The 14,376-nt window shown below is 45.3% G+C and carries 14 protein-coding genes; 8 read left to right on the forward strand and 6 right to left on the reverse strand.

What is annotated here, in order from left to right:
• The first annotated feature begins 63 nt into the window (after window positions 1-63).
• Window positions 64-981, forward strand: a complete 918-nt coding sequence (rnhA, locus tag ACUVJL_RS06495; RefSeq protein WP_445245111.1) for a ribonuclease HI — start codon at window positions 64-66, stop codon at window positions 979-981.
• 541 nt (window positions 982-1,522) lie between these two features.
• Here rnhA and ACUVJL_RS06500 read toward each other — a convergent pair.
• Entirely contained in the window at window positions 1,523-1,732 is a 210-nt protein-coding gene (locus ACUVJL_RS06500) for a hypothetical protein (protein WP_445245112.1), read from the reverse strand.
• 423 nt (window positions 1,733-2,155) lie between these two features.
• Here ACUVJL_RS06500 and ACUVJL_RS06505 point away from each other — a divergent pair, with 423 nt between their 5' ends.
• Window positions 2,156-2,893, forward strand: coding sequence for a DUF72 domain-containing protein (locus tag ACUVJL_RS06505; protein ID WP_445245113.1), 738 nt, complete (start codon window positions 2,156-2,158; stop codon window positions 2,891-2,893).
• Window positions 2,894-3,109: 216 nt separating this feature from the next.
• Here the strand turns inward: ACUVJL_RS06505 and ACUVJL_RS06510 are convergent, their stop codons facing one another.
• On the reverse strand, window positions 3,110-3,475 hold the full coding sequence (locus tag ACUVJL_RS06510; protein WP_445245114.1) for a DOPA 4,5-dioxygenase family protein: 366 nt from the start codon (window positions 3,473-3,475) through the stop codon (window positions 3,110-3,112).
• A gap of 255 nt (window positions 3,476-3,730) precedes the next feature.
• The gene (locus ACUVJL_RS06515; protein WP_445245115.1) at window positions 3,731-4,945 is read right to left on the reverse strand and encodes an RNA-guided endonuclease InsQ/TnpB family protein; all 1,215 of its coding nucleotides are present in this window, start codon (window positions 4,943-4,945) and stop codon (window positions 3,731-3,733) included.
• A 317-nt stretch (window positions 4,946-5,262) separates the two neighbouring features.
• Here ACUVJL_RS06515 and ACUVJL_RS06520 point away from each other — a divergent pair, with 317 nt between their 5' ends.
• Window positions 5,263-5,835, forward strand: a complete 573-nt coding sequence (locus tag ACUVJL_RS06520; RefSeq protein ID WP_445245116.1) for a hypothetical protein — start codon at window positions 5,263-5,265, stop codon at window positions 5,833-5,835.
• 5 nt (window positions 5,836-5,840) lie between these two features.
• Here ACUVJL_RS06520 and ACUVJL_RS06525 read toward each other — a convergent pair whose 3' ends face one another.
• A complete protein-coding gene (locus ACUVJL_RS06525) occupies window positions 5,841-6,047 on the reverse strand; it encodes a hypothetical protein (RefSeq protein ID WP_445245117.1) in 207 nt (68 codons plus the stop codon).
• A gap of 121 nt (window positions 6,048-6,168) precedes the next feature.
• On the opposite strand from ACUVJL_RS06525, the gene ACUVJL_RS06530 reads away from it, so the two are divergent.
• The 4 genes from ACUVJL_RS06530 (at window position 6,169) to blaOXA (ending at window position 9,244) form a co-directional block, all read left to right on the forward strand.
• The gene (locus ACUVJL_RS06530; RefSeq protein ID WP_445245118.1) at window positions 6,169-6,957 is read left to right on the forward strand and encodes a HipA family kinase; all 789 of its coding nucleotides are present in this window, start codon (window positions 6,169-6,171) and stop codon (window positions 6,955-6,957) included.
• Entirely contained in the window at window positions 6,935-7,399 is a 465-nt protein-coding gene (locus tag ACUVJL_RS06535; protein WP_445245119.1) for a DUF3037 domain-containing protein, read from the forward strand. The genes ACUVJL_RS06530 and ACUVJL_RS06535 overlap by 23 nt, the downstream gene beginning before the upstream one ends.
• Before the next feature lie 407 nt (window positions 7,400-7,806).
• The gene (locus tag ACUVJL_RS06540) at window positions 7,807-8,220 is read left to right on the forward strand and encodes an MAPEG family protein (RefSeq protein ID WP_445245120.1); all 414 of its coding nucleotides are present in this window, start codon (window positions 7,807-7,809) and stop codon (window positions 8,218-8,220) included.
• Window positions 8,221-8,371: 151 nt separating this feature from the next.
• On the forward strand, window positions 8,372-9,244 hold the full coding sequence (gene blaOXA / locus ACUVJL_RS06545) for a class D beta-lactamase (protein ID WP_445245121.1): 873 nt from the start codon (window positions 8,372-8,374) through the stop codon (window positions 9,242-9,244).
• Between the two features lie 306 nt (window positions 9,245-9,550).
• Here blaOXA and ACUVJL_RS06550 read toward each other — a convergent pair whose 3' ends face one another.
• Window positions 9,551-10,096, reverse strand: a complete 546-nt coding sequence (locus ACUVJL_RS06550; RefSeq protein ID WP_445245122.1) for a protein-tyrosine phosphatase family protein — start codon at window positions 10,094-10,096, stop codon at window positions 9,551-9,553.
• Between the two features lie 57 nt (window positions 10,097-10,153).
• Between ACUVJL_RS06550 and ACUVJL_RS06555 the strand changes: the two genes are divergently transcribed.
• Window positions 10,154-10,792, forward strand: coding sequence for a pentapeptide repeat-containing protein (locus tag ACUVJL_RS06555; RefSeq protein WP_445245123.1), 639 nt, complete (start codon window positions 10,154-10,156; stop codon window positions 10,790-10,792).
• Window positions 10,793-10,889: 97 nt separating this feature from the next.
• Here the strand turns inward: ACUVJL_RS06555 and ACUVJL_RS06560 are convergent.
• On the reverse strand, window positions 10,890-14,376 hold a 3,487-nt coding region (locus ACUVJL_RS06560; RefSeq protein WP_445245124.1), incomplete at its 5' end, for a TIGR03032 family protein.

The following is a 14,376-nucleotide window of genomic DNA, read 5'->3' on the forward strand; positions in this document are numbered from 1 at the left end:
GCTATTCCCCTCAATTATGGCACCCGCCAACAACTTACCTCTAAATGACAAATTAATTCGCTCATGACAATTCCCCAAATCAAAAGCTTGTACACAGACGGCGCTTGTTCCGGCAACCCGGGCCCGGGCGGCTGGGGTGCAGTAGTTTGCTTCGCCGACGGTAACTGTCACGAACTCGGAGGTGCAGACCCCCAAACCACGAACAACCGCATGGAAATGCAGGCTGCCGTCGCTGCCCTCGAATTTTTTGCCAATTCCGGTCAAACCGAACCAGTCACCCTTTACACCGACAGCGAATACGTTAAAAACGGCATCACAAAATGGATTCAAGGCTGGAAAAATAAAGGCTGGAAAACCTCGGCCGGCAAAGATGTCGTCAACCAAGACCTCTGGCACTTGCTAGACAAGCTGAATTCCCGGATAGTCAAGTGGGAACACGTCCGCGGTCACTCCGGCGACTTCTACAACGACAGGTGCGATGAAATCGCCCGCAGCTTCTCCCACAATCTCACACCCGAACTGCAACAGCAGAAACCAACAGCAGGCGAGACTCAGGTGGGCACTTTTGCCGATGTGGCGACACTGCCCCTAGATTCGGAAAACACAATTGTTTGGGAAGAAACGGACACAACTGGTAACAAAACGATAGAATCCTATGTCATAACTTCTGACCTTCCGATCTCCAACTCTACCATGATGGATTCAACTGCCGATACCCTGGAGAACTTGCCCCGCGAGGTGAGGGTTCAGGAACTCCGCAATCTGATCGAAACCTTGCACATAGCCGACGAGGTTGCGACCAAAGGCTACTTGATTACCAGTTCTGAACTGGCTGATTTGATGGATGTAAATGCCAGCGCTGTCACCAGTCGTGGAGACAACTGGGTTTGGCGAAATTGGGTTGTGTCTCGCGTGCGCCGCGAGGGGAACCAAATTCTCTGGCAATTAGAGAGAATAGACCACGTTAGTACAACTGATTAGTGGTTAGTCATGAGTTATTAGTTGATTAATAGCTGATGACTAATGACTGTCTCAAAGCAAGAGTTGGCAAAATTCGTAGGGACACAACATTGTTGTGTCCTTTTAGTCATCAGTCATCAGTCATTAGATTTGAATTGTAGGCATTCGCTCTCCTATGTTGAAATACATCTGCGCTTTGCCTATTAGACATCTCCAACAAATAAACTAGGAGTGCGTAGGCGTAAGCCGGGGCGGAGCCATCGCTTCCATATTATCAGAGAATTTTTCCTTAACTTTCCTGAGTCAACTTCGGGAACACATAGAAAAAAATCCCTCATAAACCACGAGGCTATTGGGTCTAGGCTATGACTAACTCAAGCGGCTAATTACTCATGCTGAAAATCTGCATCACCAGCAGACAAAAAATTAACATAATTCAAAAATTCGCATCATCAAAAGCGGAGGTGGTCGCCCACCTAAACTAGCGTCCGACCGTAAACTGTAGAGCCATTGCGACCATCAGGAACAACCTTAACCCCTGTTAAGAGGTTTTCTTTGCATCCTACTCTCCAGTTGTATGCAGAGTAGCATAATAAACGGGTCTTGTTGAAACTAAATGTTCCTCTTCAGGCTCAAATTTAACGGTTTCACCTGTATCTATTTCTTTATCACCCAGAGGACGGACAAATACACTTGAACCTTCACGCCCTTCTTCTACAATACGAATTTCTTGTCCGTTGTCTAACTTAACATGAGAAATTTCAGTTTTCATATTTACTCTGCTGTAAAACTTTGTTTATAAATAAAAGTTAGCATTTTGCTTAAAAATTTAACATTATTAAATTAGTCGAAATTATCGAACTTATCTGAGTGCGGTTAGCTATTCAGCCAAAGGGCGCGAAGCCCGCACACCAAAAACGCGAAGTACCGCGCTTTCGACAAGCTGAACGGAACCGCTTTTGGGCCCAACAAATTAAAAACGACCTTTTAATTTTTAATTCTTGGATGCGATCGCAATCTTAAGGAGGTCGCACACAAAGCTTTACATCGTGATAAATTTTGCACGTATAAAGGAGTCCTTAAGAGTTCAACTTGCTCTCTCTATTTTTAGGTGAGTGATGTAGTGCGGTAGCGATGCGGGCCGACTAAACTGAAATTCAAACACAAACACAATCTGCAGTGGAGTAAAAAGGCGATGAGTGTTCATATTGGCACTTCAGGTTGGAGTTACGACCATTGGGAAGGTGTGCTTTATCCCCACCAGCTACCGCCTCGCTCTAGGCTCGATTGCTATATCCAACACTATCAAACCGTCGAAGTTAATAGCACCTACTACCACTGGCCACCAAACACTACTTTCGCTAACTGGCAGCAGCGCCTCCCCCAAGGATTTCTCATGACCGTAAAAGCGCCCCGTGGTCTAACGCACTCCAAGCGTCTTTACTCGCCAGAACAGTGGTTGGAACGGATGAGTGAGGGACTTCAATGCCTGGGCTCACGACTGGGTATTCTACTCGTCCAACTCCCTCCCCAGTTCGGCTGCGACTCGACCCGCCTAGCCTACTTTCTAGAACAGGTCCCCGCCTGGATCAAAGTAGCTGTTGAATTCCGACACCCAAGCTGGCACACGGAAGAGGTATTTTCGCTGTTGGAACGCTCTGGAGCGGCTTACTGCGTGATGAGCGGGGCACACCTCCCCTGTATCCTCCGCGCAACGGGATCATTCGTCTATGTGCGCCTCCACGGCCCCGACGCCAACAATCTCTACGGTGGCTCCTACTCGGATGATGATTTGCATTGGTGGGCCGATCGCATCCACGAGTGGGAAAGCCAGGGGCGAAGTGTATTCGTCTACTTCAACAACGACGGAGAGGGAAATGCAGTTAGGAACGCTTCAAAGCTAAAAACCTTTGTGGAGAAAGGTACTTCCTGACAAGCGAATTGAGAGCGTTCCCATTCTTGGGAGCACATTCAAAAATGCTTCGCAGTTCCCTGAAGCTGAATTAGTTCGCAGACTGCGTTTTTGGTTGGTTCAATTCCCTGCACTTAGCATTTGCCAGCTCGATCGCGTTTTGGTAGTTACTTCCACCCAATATCCAATCCCCATAGTAGCTGTACCGAGCACCGTTTTCCCCTAGGGCGCGATCGATCACAAGCTGGCGTTGGTTGTTCTAGGCCGCAGGAATTCGACATTCAGCTCTAATTTCTGTCCCAGCCACAAAGAATGTTTCGTATGATCTGCCAGATCATCGCCTGTTTCGGGATGGACGAGAATATCTAACCCCTCGCGATGCAGCATTAACCAAGGAACGACTTTGCCAAATTGCGAGGGTAAAAATGCAACTTGATACATCGCTTGGGGGTGGGGACCAATGGGTTTGTCATGCCAACGCCCGAGCTGCACCTCAAACTGACTCAATCCTTCGCGTACACGCGCTGCGACATCGCGATTATCAGCGTTGAAGTAAATATGTGCGTGAAAACCAACAATTTCGATAGTGTCTTCTTTCATCATTTTCAGTGGGGTATTGAGCGGACATCTGCACAAAACGGCTGTTAATTTCAGGCTAACGCGGGTGTTGGCTACTTAGGAGGTGTGAGTTGCGGGCATACAAGAGGCAGCGATGGCTCCGCCCCGGCTTACGCCTACGCACTCTTCGGAATTTGGGGCATGGCGGGAGGGTTGGGGTTTGGGTTGGGTTCTCCCAAAATCTGGGTGTTGGTGGCGATCGGCAACAAGTTTGGTAATAGATTATTGACATACCCCAGCCTAAAGGCATGGAGATTCTTTCTTCGCAGGGATTCCGACGAATTTACCCTCAGAAAGCATCTTGACCGTATGCCCTACGGCTGCAAGTCCTCTAATTAGAACTACTTGGGCTGCTGCAACGTCTCTGTCGGTTGTATAGCCGCAATTCGAGCATGAATGAGTACGTTCTGACAGCTCTTTTTTACCCGTTTCCGTTAGGCAGTTAGGGCAAGTCTGACTTGTCTTGTGGGCGCTTACCTTCTGAAAGTACACGCCATATTTCAAACAAGTTTGCTCTAGGATCGTGAAGAACTGACCCCAGCTTGCGTCTAAGCAATGTTTCCCTAGCATCGCCCTAGAGAGCCCAATCAGATTCAGATCCTCAACGAAAATCATTCCCACGTTTTGACAGATTTGATGAGATAATTTACGATGCCAATCTTTCCGACAGTTAGCAACGTACTCATGCAGCTTTGCGACTTTCTTTTGAGCTTTACGCCAATTGTTAGAACCTAGTTTTTTACGACAGACACGTTGTTGCAGCAATTTAAGCTTGCGTTCTGCGTCTTTAAAAAATCTTTGGCGCTTGACTAAAAGACCGTTAGAAGTTGCTAGGAAATTAGTTAGTCCCACATCAATTCCGATACCTTCACCGTGGGGCATTAGATTGGGTACTGAAACGTCCCATTGTAGGGTTAACATCACGTACCAACCGCTAACTCTACGGACTATCCTTGCTTGCTTAATCGTTGCACCATCAGGGATAGTCCGTGATTGATGGAACTTAACCAAACCTATTTTAGGGAGCTTCACCGCTTGATTTTGGACGGGGTTAACCCCCAATTGCGGGAATACAAACGATCGCATTGTTCCTGCTTTCTTAAAGCGGGGGAAACCGTGCTTTTGTTCCCACATACTCACAAAAGCTTTTTCAAGTCTTTTCAGTGTTTGCTGTAGGACGTGTATTTGGACGGCAGCCAAAGCGGGTATGTTTGCCCTAGCCGTAGTTAAACTTTTGCACTGGCTGGCATAAGTTGGTCGTTTTCTTTCAGCTCCTATGATGAACTCAGATCGGATAGAGCAAGCGTTAATCTGACAACTACGAGACTTAAACCAGTCTTTACGTTCAGCTAATGCGTAGTTATACACGCGACGGCATTGTTCTAGCCAATCCTCAAAGATTGCTGTCTGTCCCGTTGTTGGTTTAAGTTTGAATTCGTAGACTAAATGAAACATTTGCTCTATCCTCCTACCTGATTATACCACAACCATGAGCGAACGTCGGGACGCTTTTTCAATAAAAAAATTAAAGCCGTCCCAGAAGGACGCGGCTTGCACCCAAATTTCCGGTCATGGTGACAAGAGAATCCGCCAAGCTTGACACTCGCTTCCTTCCCGAACTTATAAGGAAGAACGCGAGAATCGAGCGAGCAAAACTCAGGCGACGATTTCCTGCGTACAAGTACAAAATAAATCAGTATACTGGCGAAGGATATTCAGATCACAGCAGAATTAGATAAATGTTTACAGATATCAAGGAGGAATAGCACTCGATGCGAAAGTTAAACAGTTCAAAGTTTGTCGCCTTACTAATTGGCACAGCAGTCATTTTTTTGATTTGGGTAACATCAGTTAGCGCGCAAGCGAAACTCACAGAGCGCTCGAAACTGGCAATTAATGGAATTGGGCCAATTCGGGTAGGTATGACAGTTGATGAAGCGTCACAAGCAGGTGGGATTAGATTAATTAGAAGTGGGAGTGGTGGTATTGACGAGTATCAGTGTTCCTACGTCCAACCAAAAGGAGAGCCAAAAGGAATTGCTTTTATGGTAACAAATGGTCGCATTGCCAGAGTGGATATTAGCAGCAAGCGCATTACCACCATCAGTGGAGCTAGAATCGGGGATAATGAAAACCGAATTTTATCTTTATATCCAGGGCAAATTAAAGCAACTCCTCATCCTTATGTAAGCCGCCCACCTGAAAATGGAAAATATCTAACTTTTGTCCCTAAAGATGCGGCTGACAAAAACTACCGCATAATTTTTGAGACTAGCAAAAATCGTGTAGATAGGTTTCGTTCGGGTAAACTTCCTGAAGTTGAGTATATAGAAGGCTGTTCGTAATAGGCTCAAAAAACTCTTAATCCTGTGACATCCACCTCAACAGCCGATAGCACTTTGGGTTCCATCTCGTACCAATCATTCAGAACAAGCTTGGCATTGGGAAACACGAAATACTCCGTCAGCGTGCCGATGCGGTAATTGAACGCTTTGTAGTCGATCGCCCAATCCTTGAAATCTCGATTTCGATCGCCCGCAATAGCCAACAGATGCAAAAATAATTAGATACCACTTAACATCAGTCCCAGTTAAAAGAAAGAATCCAACAGTAAGCCCGTGCTCCAAACCCTCATAAAATCAGTGATTTCCCATCGAAAATCTCAAATCGAAAATAGCATGAGTCCCAGCTTGCGAACAGTCATTGCTACCAGGTATGTCACTCCCTTGCGCGAGGGCGGATCGCTGCCGGCGATCGTCGAAGCAGATGATGATGGTATGTACGTGCTCAAATTTCGCGGTGCGGGCCAGGGAGCCAAATCTCTGATCGCCGAGCTAGTGGCGGGAGAGATTGCTCGCGCCTCCGGGCTCCCAATCCCCGAACTCGTCTTTGTTGAAGTCGATCCCGAACTGGCTCGCACTGAGCCTGACCCGGAAATTCAAGATTTGATCCGAGCAAGTGCTGGCCTCAACCTCGCCCTCGACTATCTCCCCGGATCCATCACCTTTGACCCAATAGCGGGGAAGTCCGATGCGGATCTCGCCTCAGAAATCGTCTGGTTCGATGCTTTCGTGACCAACATCGATCGCACCTCGCGCAATGCAAATATGCTGGTATGGCACCGCCGGCTTTGGCTAATAGATCACGGTGCAGCCCTCTACTTCCACCACACCTGGAAAGATTATCTCTCGCGCAGCCGCGATCGTTTCCCCCCAATCAAAGACCACATTCTGCTGCGTTTTGCGAGTACGCTGGAAGCGGCAAATTTAAAGATGACTCACAGGCTAACCCCGGACATCATTCGCAACATAGTTAAACTAATTCCTGATACTTGGCTGGTGGGAGATTCTCCTTTCAGCGATAGCAACCAACATCGGGATGCTTATATCGAGTACCTGCTAAATCGGCTAGAATCACCACATATTTTTTTGGAGGAGGCGATTAGTGCCCGATCGATTTCTGTATGATTACGCCATTATCCGCGTCGTTCCCAAAGTTGAGCGCGAGGAGTTTATCAACGTGGGGGCGATCGTTTCCTGCGGTACAAAAAAATTCCTCGAAGCCCGTATCGAAATTGATGAACAGCGCTTGATGGCGATCGACTCAACGTTGGATCTGGAAATGATTCGCAATCACCTAGCAGTCATTCCCATCATTTGTGCAGGTGGCTCCGAATCTGGCGCGATCGGTCAACTTCCCCACAGAGAGCGCTTTCACTGGCTCGTAGCACCCCGCAGTACGATCGTTCAGACATCGCGGGTACACACTGGTTTTTGCCAGAATCTACCGGGTGCGATCGAACACTTGCTCGATACAATGGTGCGATCGTCTTGCCGAAAACCATCTGTAAACGCTCGGTTGCTAGGGGTTGGAATTGACACTCACGAGATGCGATCGCACTCTAGTTAGGGTCAGCTTGTCGGTGAGATGCTGCTTTGAGCTTGGTGAAGGATCTATCCATTTCGGAAAACAGCCAAAATAGAAGCATCCTCAAGCTGTTTTAGCTAAAAATGAGAACGCTAGAGCAAAATTCCTGACTGGTAATATCAAATCTGTTAGCATCGGAATTATTGATATCTCTCTTCTCTTAATCTGCGTGAATCAGCGTCAATCCTTTGTCATCTGCGGTTCGAGAAATTCTCTTTTTTCAACCGCAGATTAGGGCAGATTAACACAGATTAACGCAGATGAATTATATCAAGTCTGGTTGCACCGTTGCTGATTGTTGAATGTTGGCTGGATTGGACGCCCGACGATGCTACCGGATTTGATATAATTTTTCTAAAGTCTTAGCCGCAGTTTCGCAAGGTAGAAAGATGATGCAAGTTGAACAGACAAATATGACTTTCCCTCTTTGGGGTTTAGCAATTTTTATTGGGTGGACGATCGCAGTCGTTATCTTGTTGCTAGCAGTCAGGGTGCGGCATTTATCAGCAGGCGGATCTATAAAAGATTTCAGCACAAAGAACGACGACAGCTTGCTTTGGCGACTAGTTCGAGTACACTCCAACTTGGTAGAAAACCTGCCTTTGTATTTGGGAGTTGTTTTCCTTCTAACCCTTAGGGGTGTTTCAGGAACAGCAGTAGATTTGCTGATTGTTGTGTACATCCTATTTCGGCTTGTACATTCAGTGATTCACATCGCTGGCCTCGATCCAAAGTTTCGGTTCTTCACTTTAGTAATTCAGTTAAGCTGCTTGGTCGCCTTAACTATGATGGCAGTTTTATAGTGGAGGGCTTACGCAATTGACAGCTATATATAGTAGGGTGCATCAGGGGCAAATCTTAATTGTTTCGTATACAGCGTAAGTCAGGGACACCGTACCAGTCGATCGATCCTGTGACATTACTGCCTGTGATTTGGCTAACTTATTGAAGTTTATGAACAGAATATCTCGTGCGATCGCTGTTATTTTAATTGTATTAGGCTGCATTATTTCTGTTTTAGTTCAGACACCGCAATCAGCCTTAACCGTGCCACCTCCACTGCAAGAATCTCCACGACGCGGAGGAGATGTTGCTGAGACAATTAATTTGGGACGGCACTTTCAAGAGCTAGGAGTTGAAGGCTCGATCGCAATTTACGATTTGAATAGCGATCGGCTTTATCAACACAACTCGCAGCGTAACACCACAGCTTTTTTACCTGCATCTACGTTTAAGATTCTCAACTCTCTGATTTCCTTAGAAACAGGGGTAATTTCAGATGAGATTGCCGTTCTAACTTGGGATGGAACTCAAAGGCAATTTCCTGGATGGAATCGAGACTTGAATATGAGAGAAGCCATGAAACTTTCGGCCGTTTGGTTTTACCAAGTTCTCGCCCGCCGAGTCGGACACGAGCAAATGCAAAAATGGGTAGCTCAAGTCGGTTATGGCAACCAAAAAATCGGTAACAAAGACGATATTGACAAATTCTGGTTAGAGGGAGAACTGCGAATCACACCCAAGGAGCAAATTCAATTTCTCCGCCGTCTCTACAAAAACGACTTACCCTTTTCTGAGCGCTCGCTGTCTTTGGTTAAAGACATCATAATTGTTGAACAAACTCCCGATTACATAATTAGGGCAAAAACAGGCTGGGCAAACTTTGGAGAACAAACAAAGCCTCAAATTGGCTGGTATGTAGGTTATTTAGAAAAGGATAAAAATGTTTACTTTTTTGCTACAAACATTGACATCCGCAACAATAATGACGCATCTGCAAGAATCGAGTTAACGCGCCGTTGCTTCCAGGATCTTGCGCTGCTGTAAGTGCGTTATTTCTTTTCTAATCTTCGCCAAAACGCCCGCGGCTTGGCTAACGGTGACAGCAAAAACACTTATTTATACGATGCCTGAGTTCGATCGTAGGAAGCCGAGTCTTTTAAATCTTTTAGGACTTAGGCAATTGGCACATATATATGGTTGCTATGGTGCTATATATCATTTCTCAAGCGTGGTGAGGTATGCCCTATGCCCTATCCCCTATGCCCTATCCCCTATGCCCTATGCCCTATGCCCTATGCCCGCGAGAGCACCTCATGTTACTGAGAAAGGCTATATATAGTTGTTATAGTGCTATATATCATTTCTCGCAGCAAGGCGACAATCATCTAAGAGAGCATTAAGTTCTTCAACGACTAGCCAGGGGTTTCGACCTTTCAAACAAGCTACGATTGCAGCTTCATAGGGATTTCTGCCAGTTTTTTTTACTGCTGCGATCGCCTGTTTGTTAGACAATCCCCGCCCGCTGACCAACCAAGCAGCCAAAACCTGTCCTGTACGTCCGATCCCCCCAGAACAGTGAACTACCACCCGTTCGCCTTTGCTATTGGCAGATTCCAAAAACGGCAATATTCGATCGATTAAAATATCGCCCTCGACCAATTCAAAGTCTGCAATCGGCGCCCAGCAAACTCGATCGCACCCAAATATTTTCCGATATGTTCCCAGTAAGTCACAGTAGCGGATGAGTTGCGTCTGAGCAAGCAAGCAGCAAACTTGCTTGATATTATGCCCCTGCATAAATTCAATCCAGCGAGCAATTTCTGCATCGCGGTATCCTGGTCTGGCTGCACCAAACACAATTAATTCATTCTCTGAAGCCCCAGCGAATTTGTGCATACTGTTTTCAATATTTTTACTTATAATTAAGAAAGACGAACAAATCCTGAATCAACAGTGAAAAACAAGAACTCGATCGGTTTAATGAACTGGCTGCAACCCAAACCAGAAACCATTTTGTTATGCGACTCAATTGCAGCAGCTTCTGACATGGCATTTATGCTCAACGGTGAGTGGGATGGGTGCAATAGTTTGGTGCTCCCTAAATGCGACAAGGTAGCAATTCAAGCAGCCGCTAGTTTGCTGGAGACATCGTGGTGCTACCAAAATACTTGCGAACCCGTTTTAATTCGGCTGGAAGTTGACGAATTGCTGCGCCGTTATGCGATTGGAGACAGGTTTTTTATTAATGCTAACTTGCGATGCGCGCAATTGAGCGAACTTTGCTTGGAAAACATTGATTTGAGTTATGCTAAATTGAATTTAGCTAACCTCAGCGGCACTAATTTAAGCAAAGCAAACTTAATGGCAGCACAGATGCCAGCAGCAAATTTGAGTAGCAGCAATTTGAGTAAATCGCAACTTGTGAGAGCGAATTTATCAGGAGCAAATTTATCAGATGCTAATCTCAAAGATGCCGATATGAGTTATGCAGATTTAAGCAATGTTTGCTTAACAGGTGCTGACTTAAGAGGTGCAAATTTAGCGAGAACAGACTTAAGAAAAACAAGCTTAGATGGGGCGATACTTGAGTAATACCAAATCCCCCTTAAATACACCCTCTCACACCCCGTGGGAAAATCCTGTAAACATTTATCTGCGTCCATCAGCGTACATCTGCCCACATCTGCGGTTAAAGTTCCAAAGTAATTAACTGAGCAATTTCCTCAGTCTGAAAACCCAAAGCCATCGGTCTTTGCACTGCCGGAATCACCTGCACATCATAGAGTTCTGTGACAATTCCTTCAAACCGCAACCAGTGAACGATCGCCCCCGTAGTCAAATCAATCACCATCATACCACAGCGAGCCTCAGCATCCTTAGCCAGCAACAGCTCATCCAATTCTAAACCGCTAAAAGTGTTGTCACCTCCCCGAGGTTTCGAGAGTCCAACAATAGCCCAATTTTGCCAAAAAGCTAGTCCTCGGGCATAGCCCGGACAAAACGTAATTGCCTCAAATTTTCCTGTGCCTAAATCCACATATCCTAATTCCCCTCTCCCCGAATTCAGCAACCACAACTTGTCTTGATACCAGCGCGGTGAGTGTGGCATTGACAATCCTGTGACGATAATCTCATTAGATTCAATATCAATAACTATACCGCCGTTTTTTCTGCGATCGCGCCAGCCATCCACCACATCCGACTTACTCGACGCTGTGACATATTTCGCCTCCCCAGCTACCATTGCCAAACCGTTGAGGTGACAGCGGTCTTCATTTATATATTGTGAGATAAAACGGGGTTTCCAGAGAGGTTTGCAACTGTGCCGATCGCTCAAAGTAGCGATACAATTAAACAAAGTGCTAATAAAAATGATTTGATTATTTTTATCGACTGCGATATCGTGAATGTCGATATCTCCTGTAGTATAACCGATTCTTGGTATATATAATTTATCGTATCCTTGGTATAATTTCCCGGATTCTAAGACGTTATCTAATTGCCAGATTTGATATTTTGAACTTAAATAAAGGCGTTCTGGCGTGCAGTAAAGCCCCATTGCGCGATCGAAGATTCGCCAATATCCAGAAATAGTATTAGTTTCTGGATTGCTACCAATAAATATTAACCTTTGGGTTTGATAAGTAGTACAAGCAAGGCTGATTTGTTGTTGGGTTAACCACGATGGTAACTCGCGATCGCCAATTAACTCCTGTTGCGAATCCGCACTAGCATCCCTTGTCAAATTCTGACTGTTCTCCCTATTTTTATCCCTTACATTTCTGACTTTTTCCACTTGACCGTTTCCTGAGTTCCTGACTAAATTGCTTGTTATATCGGGTTTTAACCTGCCCTGTGCTTCTTTTTCTATTCGTTCTGTCTTGTCGATCTGTATCGCTTCCGGCGGCTGACCAGATTGATACCGTTCCCAAATCATTTGATATCCTAATTCCAAATATCGCACGGTTTGAGGTGTATTAAACAGCGGCAATTGACGGCGATTTTCATTAAGATAATCTTTCAGCTTTTGTAACTCTTGAGGATGAGTAGCTAAATGCACCGCCAACTTTTCATACTCTTCTAAACTATTAACGATTAACTGTGGTAAATTAACCGCATTTAATAAACTTGCTCCCACCCGCGCTGCAAAAGTTTCTCCGGGGCAGGTAATCGAGGGAATTCCCATCCACAAAGCATCGCTACCTGTCGTGTGAGCATTGCAATATAAAGTATCGAGGCATAAGTCTATCCAAATGTGGCGTAATAGATGTTCCTCTTGTAATAATCTCGGTGCAAATATTAGGCGATCGCCATCAATTCCCCGCAATTTAGCCTCAGTTGTCAGGTTCCGAGTTGCTTCTGGATTGCTCTCTAATAGCCACAGTACACTATTAGGTACTTGCTCTAAAATTCGCATCCACACGCTAAACATGACTGGCTCAATTTTGCGACTGTGATTGAAGCAGGCAAAGACAAACATCTCTTCTGGTAAGCCATATTTTGCCTTGGGGTTTTTCTGTTTAATTTGCGCGTCTTCAGCAGGACACACTCTCCGATAATTGTTAATTTGATAGCTGTTTGGCAGACAAATAAATTTTTCACTAAAAAATTTGGCTAGACCCGGTGGCGTTACAATATTATCTGTGATGATGTAATCAATAAAGTCAGCTCCCATTGTGCTGGCATAAGTTAAATAGTTAATTTGAATGGGAGCGGGGCGCATTGCTAAGATTCCTGGGTTAGAATATAGGGTATACCCTCCCATATCGATCAGAATATGAATGCCGTCACTGTAGATTCTTTCGGCTGCTGCTGCGGTAATCATTCCCCGCAAATCGGTAAATTTATCGCAGTCTGCTTCTATTTTTTGTCGCTCAATACTGCCGTCATTGGGACCGAGAGAGTAGGCGAATATCTCAAATTGGGCGCGATCGTGCAAGGCGAATAATTCACCCATTAAATGCGTTAAAGCGTGGTTGTAAAAATCTCCCGCGATGTAACCTATTCGCAAGAGTTGGGGGGTGGCAGCAGGGGGAATGTGAGGCGGAAAATAATTTTGAGGGACTTTACTGCTGGTAAATTTAGAGAAGTAGCGAGTAATCGCTAGATGTCTTTCCGCCCCAAAGGGCGAGAACATCACAAAGTCAAAAATAGATAAGTCTTTTAAGATATTTTGCTCGATTAAATTTGCGCCGATTTGCCACATTTTTTCGCTTTCGGCCGCTAGATTATCCCACTGGCAAATCCCCTGGTAAATTTTTATCAAAGCTGCCATTGCATTGATGTTATTCGAGTCTAGCTGCAAGATTTTTTGATAATTGGCAGCAGCTTCGCTGTATTCATAGCAGCGGTATTGAACATTGGCTAAGTTTCCCCGGTAGGGAATAGAATTCGGTTGAATTTCTAAAGCTTTTTGATGGCAAATTTTCGCTTCTAGCAGTTTTTCTTGTTGGGCGAGCAAGACTCCTAGACTATTGTAGGCGATCGCATAACTGGGATTGTATGTAACAGCTTGTTTGTAGGCCGCGATCGCCTCCTCGAATTCTCCTAGATTTTCCCAAGATACCCCTAAATTATACCAAGCTTGAGAGTAGCGCTGTTCGCAATTTAAAGCTTGGCGGTAAAGGGCGATCGCCTCTGGCCATTCTTGCTTAACTAACTTAGCATTTCCCAATTGAAAATAAGCAGGCGCATAATTAGGTTGCAGCGCAATAATCTGTCGATATTCCCTCCCCGCTGCCTCCCAGTCGCCTTGTTTTTGCATAGCCAGCGCTCTATCATAGAGGCTTTCTACAGAAATTTTCTCAGACATTTTATTAATCGTTTTCAACCATTCTTCCCATTCTAATGCACGCACCCTCCAAGTGCAATATTTATTAAAATAATCTACCTGTTTCCGCAAAAATTGTTCATTTTCTTGAGGGTTTGCCCCTGTTAGCACTTCTAGCACCTCCAGAATTGCCGCCAGAAATTCTTGGGCATAGGATTTTTTTTCGGAAATCGAACTAAAGGGAGCGAGCGAATTTGAAGTATTGGACTGGGACAGCGGTATTAAACGCGCAAAACCTGCCGTTGTTTCGGGCAAAGCTCCCCAGTTGCTAGTCACGACAAAACAACCGCTAGCTAGAGCTTCCATCACGGAGATACAAGAAGTTTCTGCAAAGGTATTTGGGTAC

This window comes from Microcoleus sp. OTE_8_concoct_300, assembly GCF_031383065.1.
GTDB lineage: Bacteria > Cyanobacteriota > Cyanobacteriia > Cyanobacteriales > Microcoleaceae > Microcoleus.

What these genes read in the sequence shown, in the direction of transcription:
- ACUVJL_RS06500 (WP_445245112.1), bottom strand. Translation starts at nt 1,732, where the DNA reads ATGAAAACTGAAATTTCTCATGTTAAGTTAGACAACGGACAAGAAATT.
- ACUVJL_RS06550 (WP_445245122.1), bottom strand. Translation starts at nt 10,096, where the DNA reads ATGCACAAATTCGCTGGGGCTTCAGAGAATGAATTAATTGTGTTTGGT.
- ACUVJL_RS06530 (WP_445245118.1), top strand. Translation starts at nt 6,169, where the DNA reads ATGAGTCCCAGCTTGCGAACAGTCATTGCTACCAGGTATGTCACTCCC.
- ACUVJL_RS06520 (WP_445245116.1), top strand. Translation starts at nt 5,263, where the DNA reads ATGCGAAAGTTAAACAGTTCAAAGTTTGTCGCCTTACTAATTGGCACA.
- ACUVJL_RS06505 (WP_445245113.1), top strand. Translation starts at nt 2,156, where the DNA reads ATGAGTGTTCATATTGGCACTTCAGGTTGGAGTTACGACCATTGGGAA.
- blaOXA (WP_445245121.1), top strand. Translation starts at nt 8,372, where the DNA reads ATGAACAGAATATCTCGTGCGATCGCTGTTATTTTAATTGTATTAGGC.
- ACUVJL_RS06510 (WP_445245114.1), bottom strand. Translation starts at nt 3,475, where the DNA reads ATGATGAAAGAAGACACTATCGAAATTGTTGGTTTTCACGCACATATT.
- ACUVJL_RS06540 (WP_445245120.1), top strand. Translation starts at nt 7,807, where the DNA reads ATGATGCAAGTTGAACAGACAAATATGACTTTCCCTCTTTGGGGTTTA.
- rnhA (WP_445245111.1), top strand. Translation starts at nt 64, where the DNA reads ATGACAATTCCCCAAATCAAAAGCTTGTACACAGACGGCGCTTGTTCC.
- ACUVJL_RS06515 (WP_445245115.1), bottom strand. Translation starts at nt 4,945, where the DNA reads ATGTTTCATTTAGTCTACGAATTCAAACTTAAACCAACAACGGGACAG.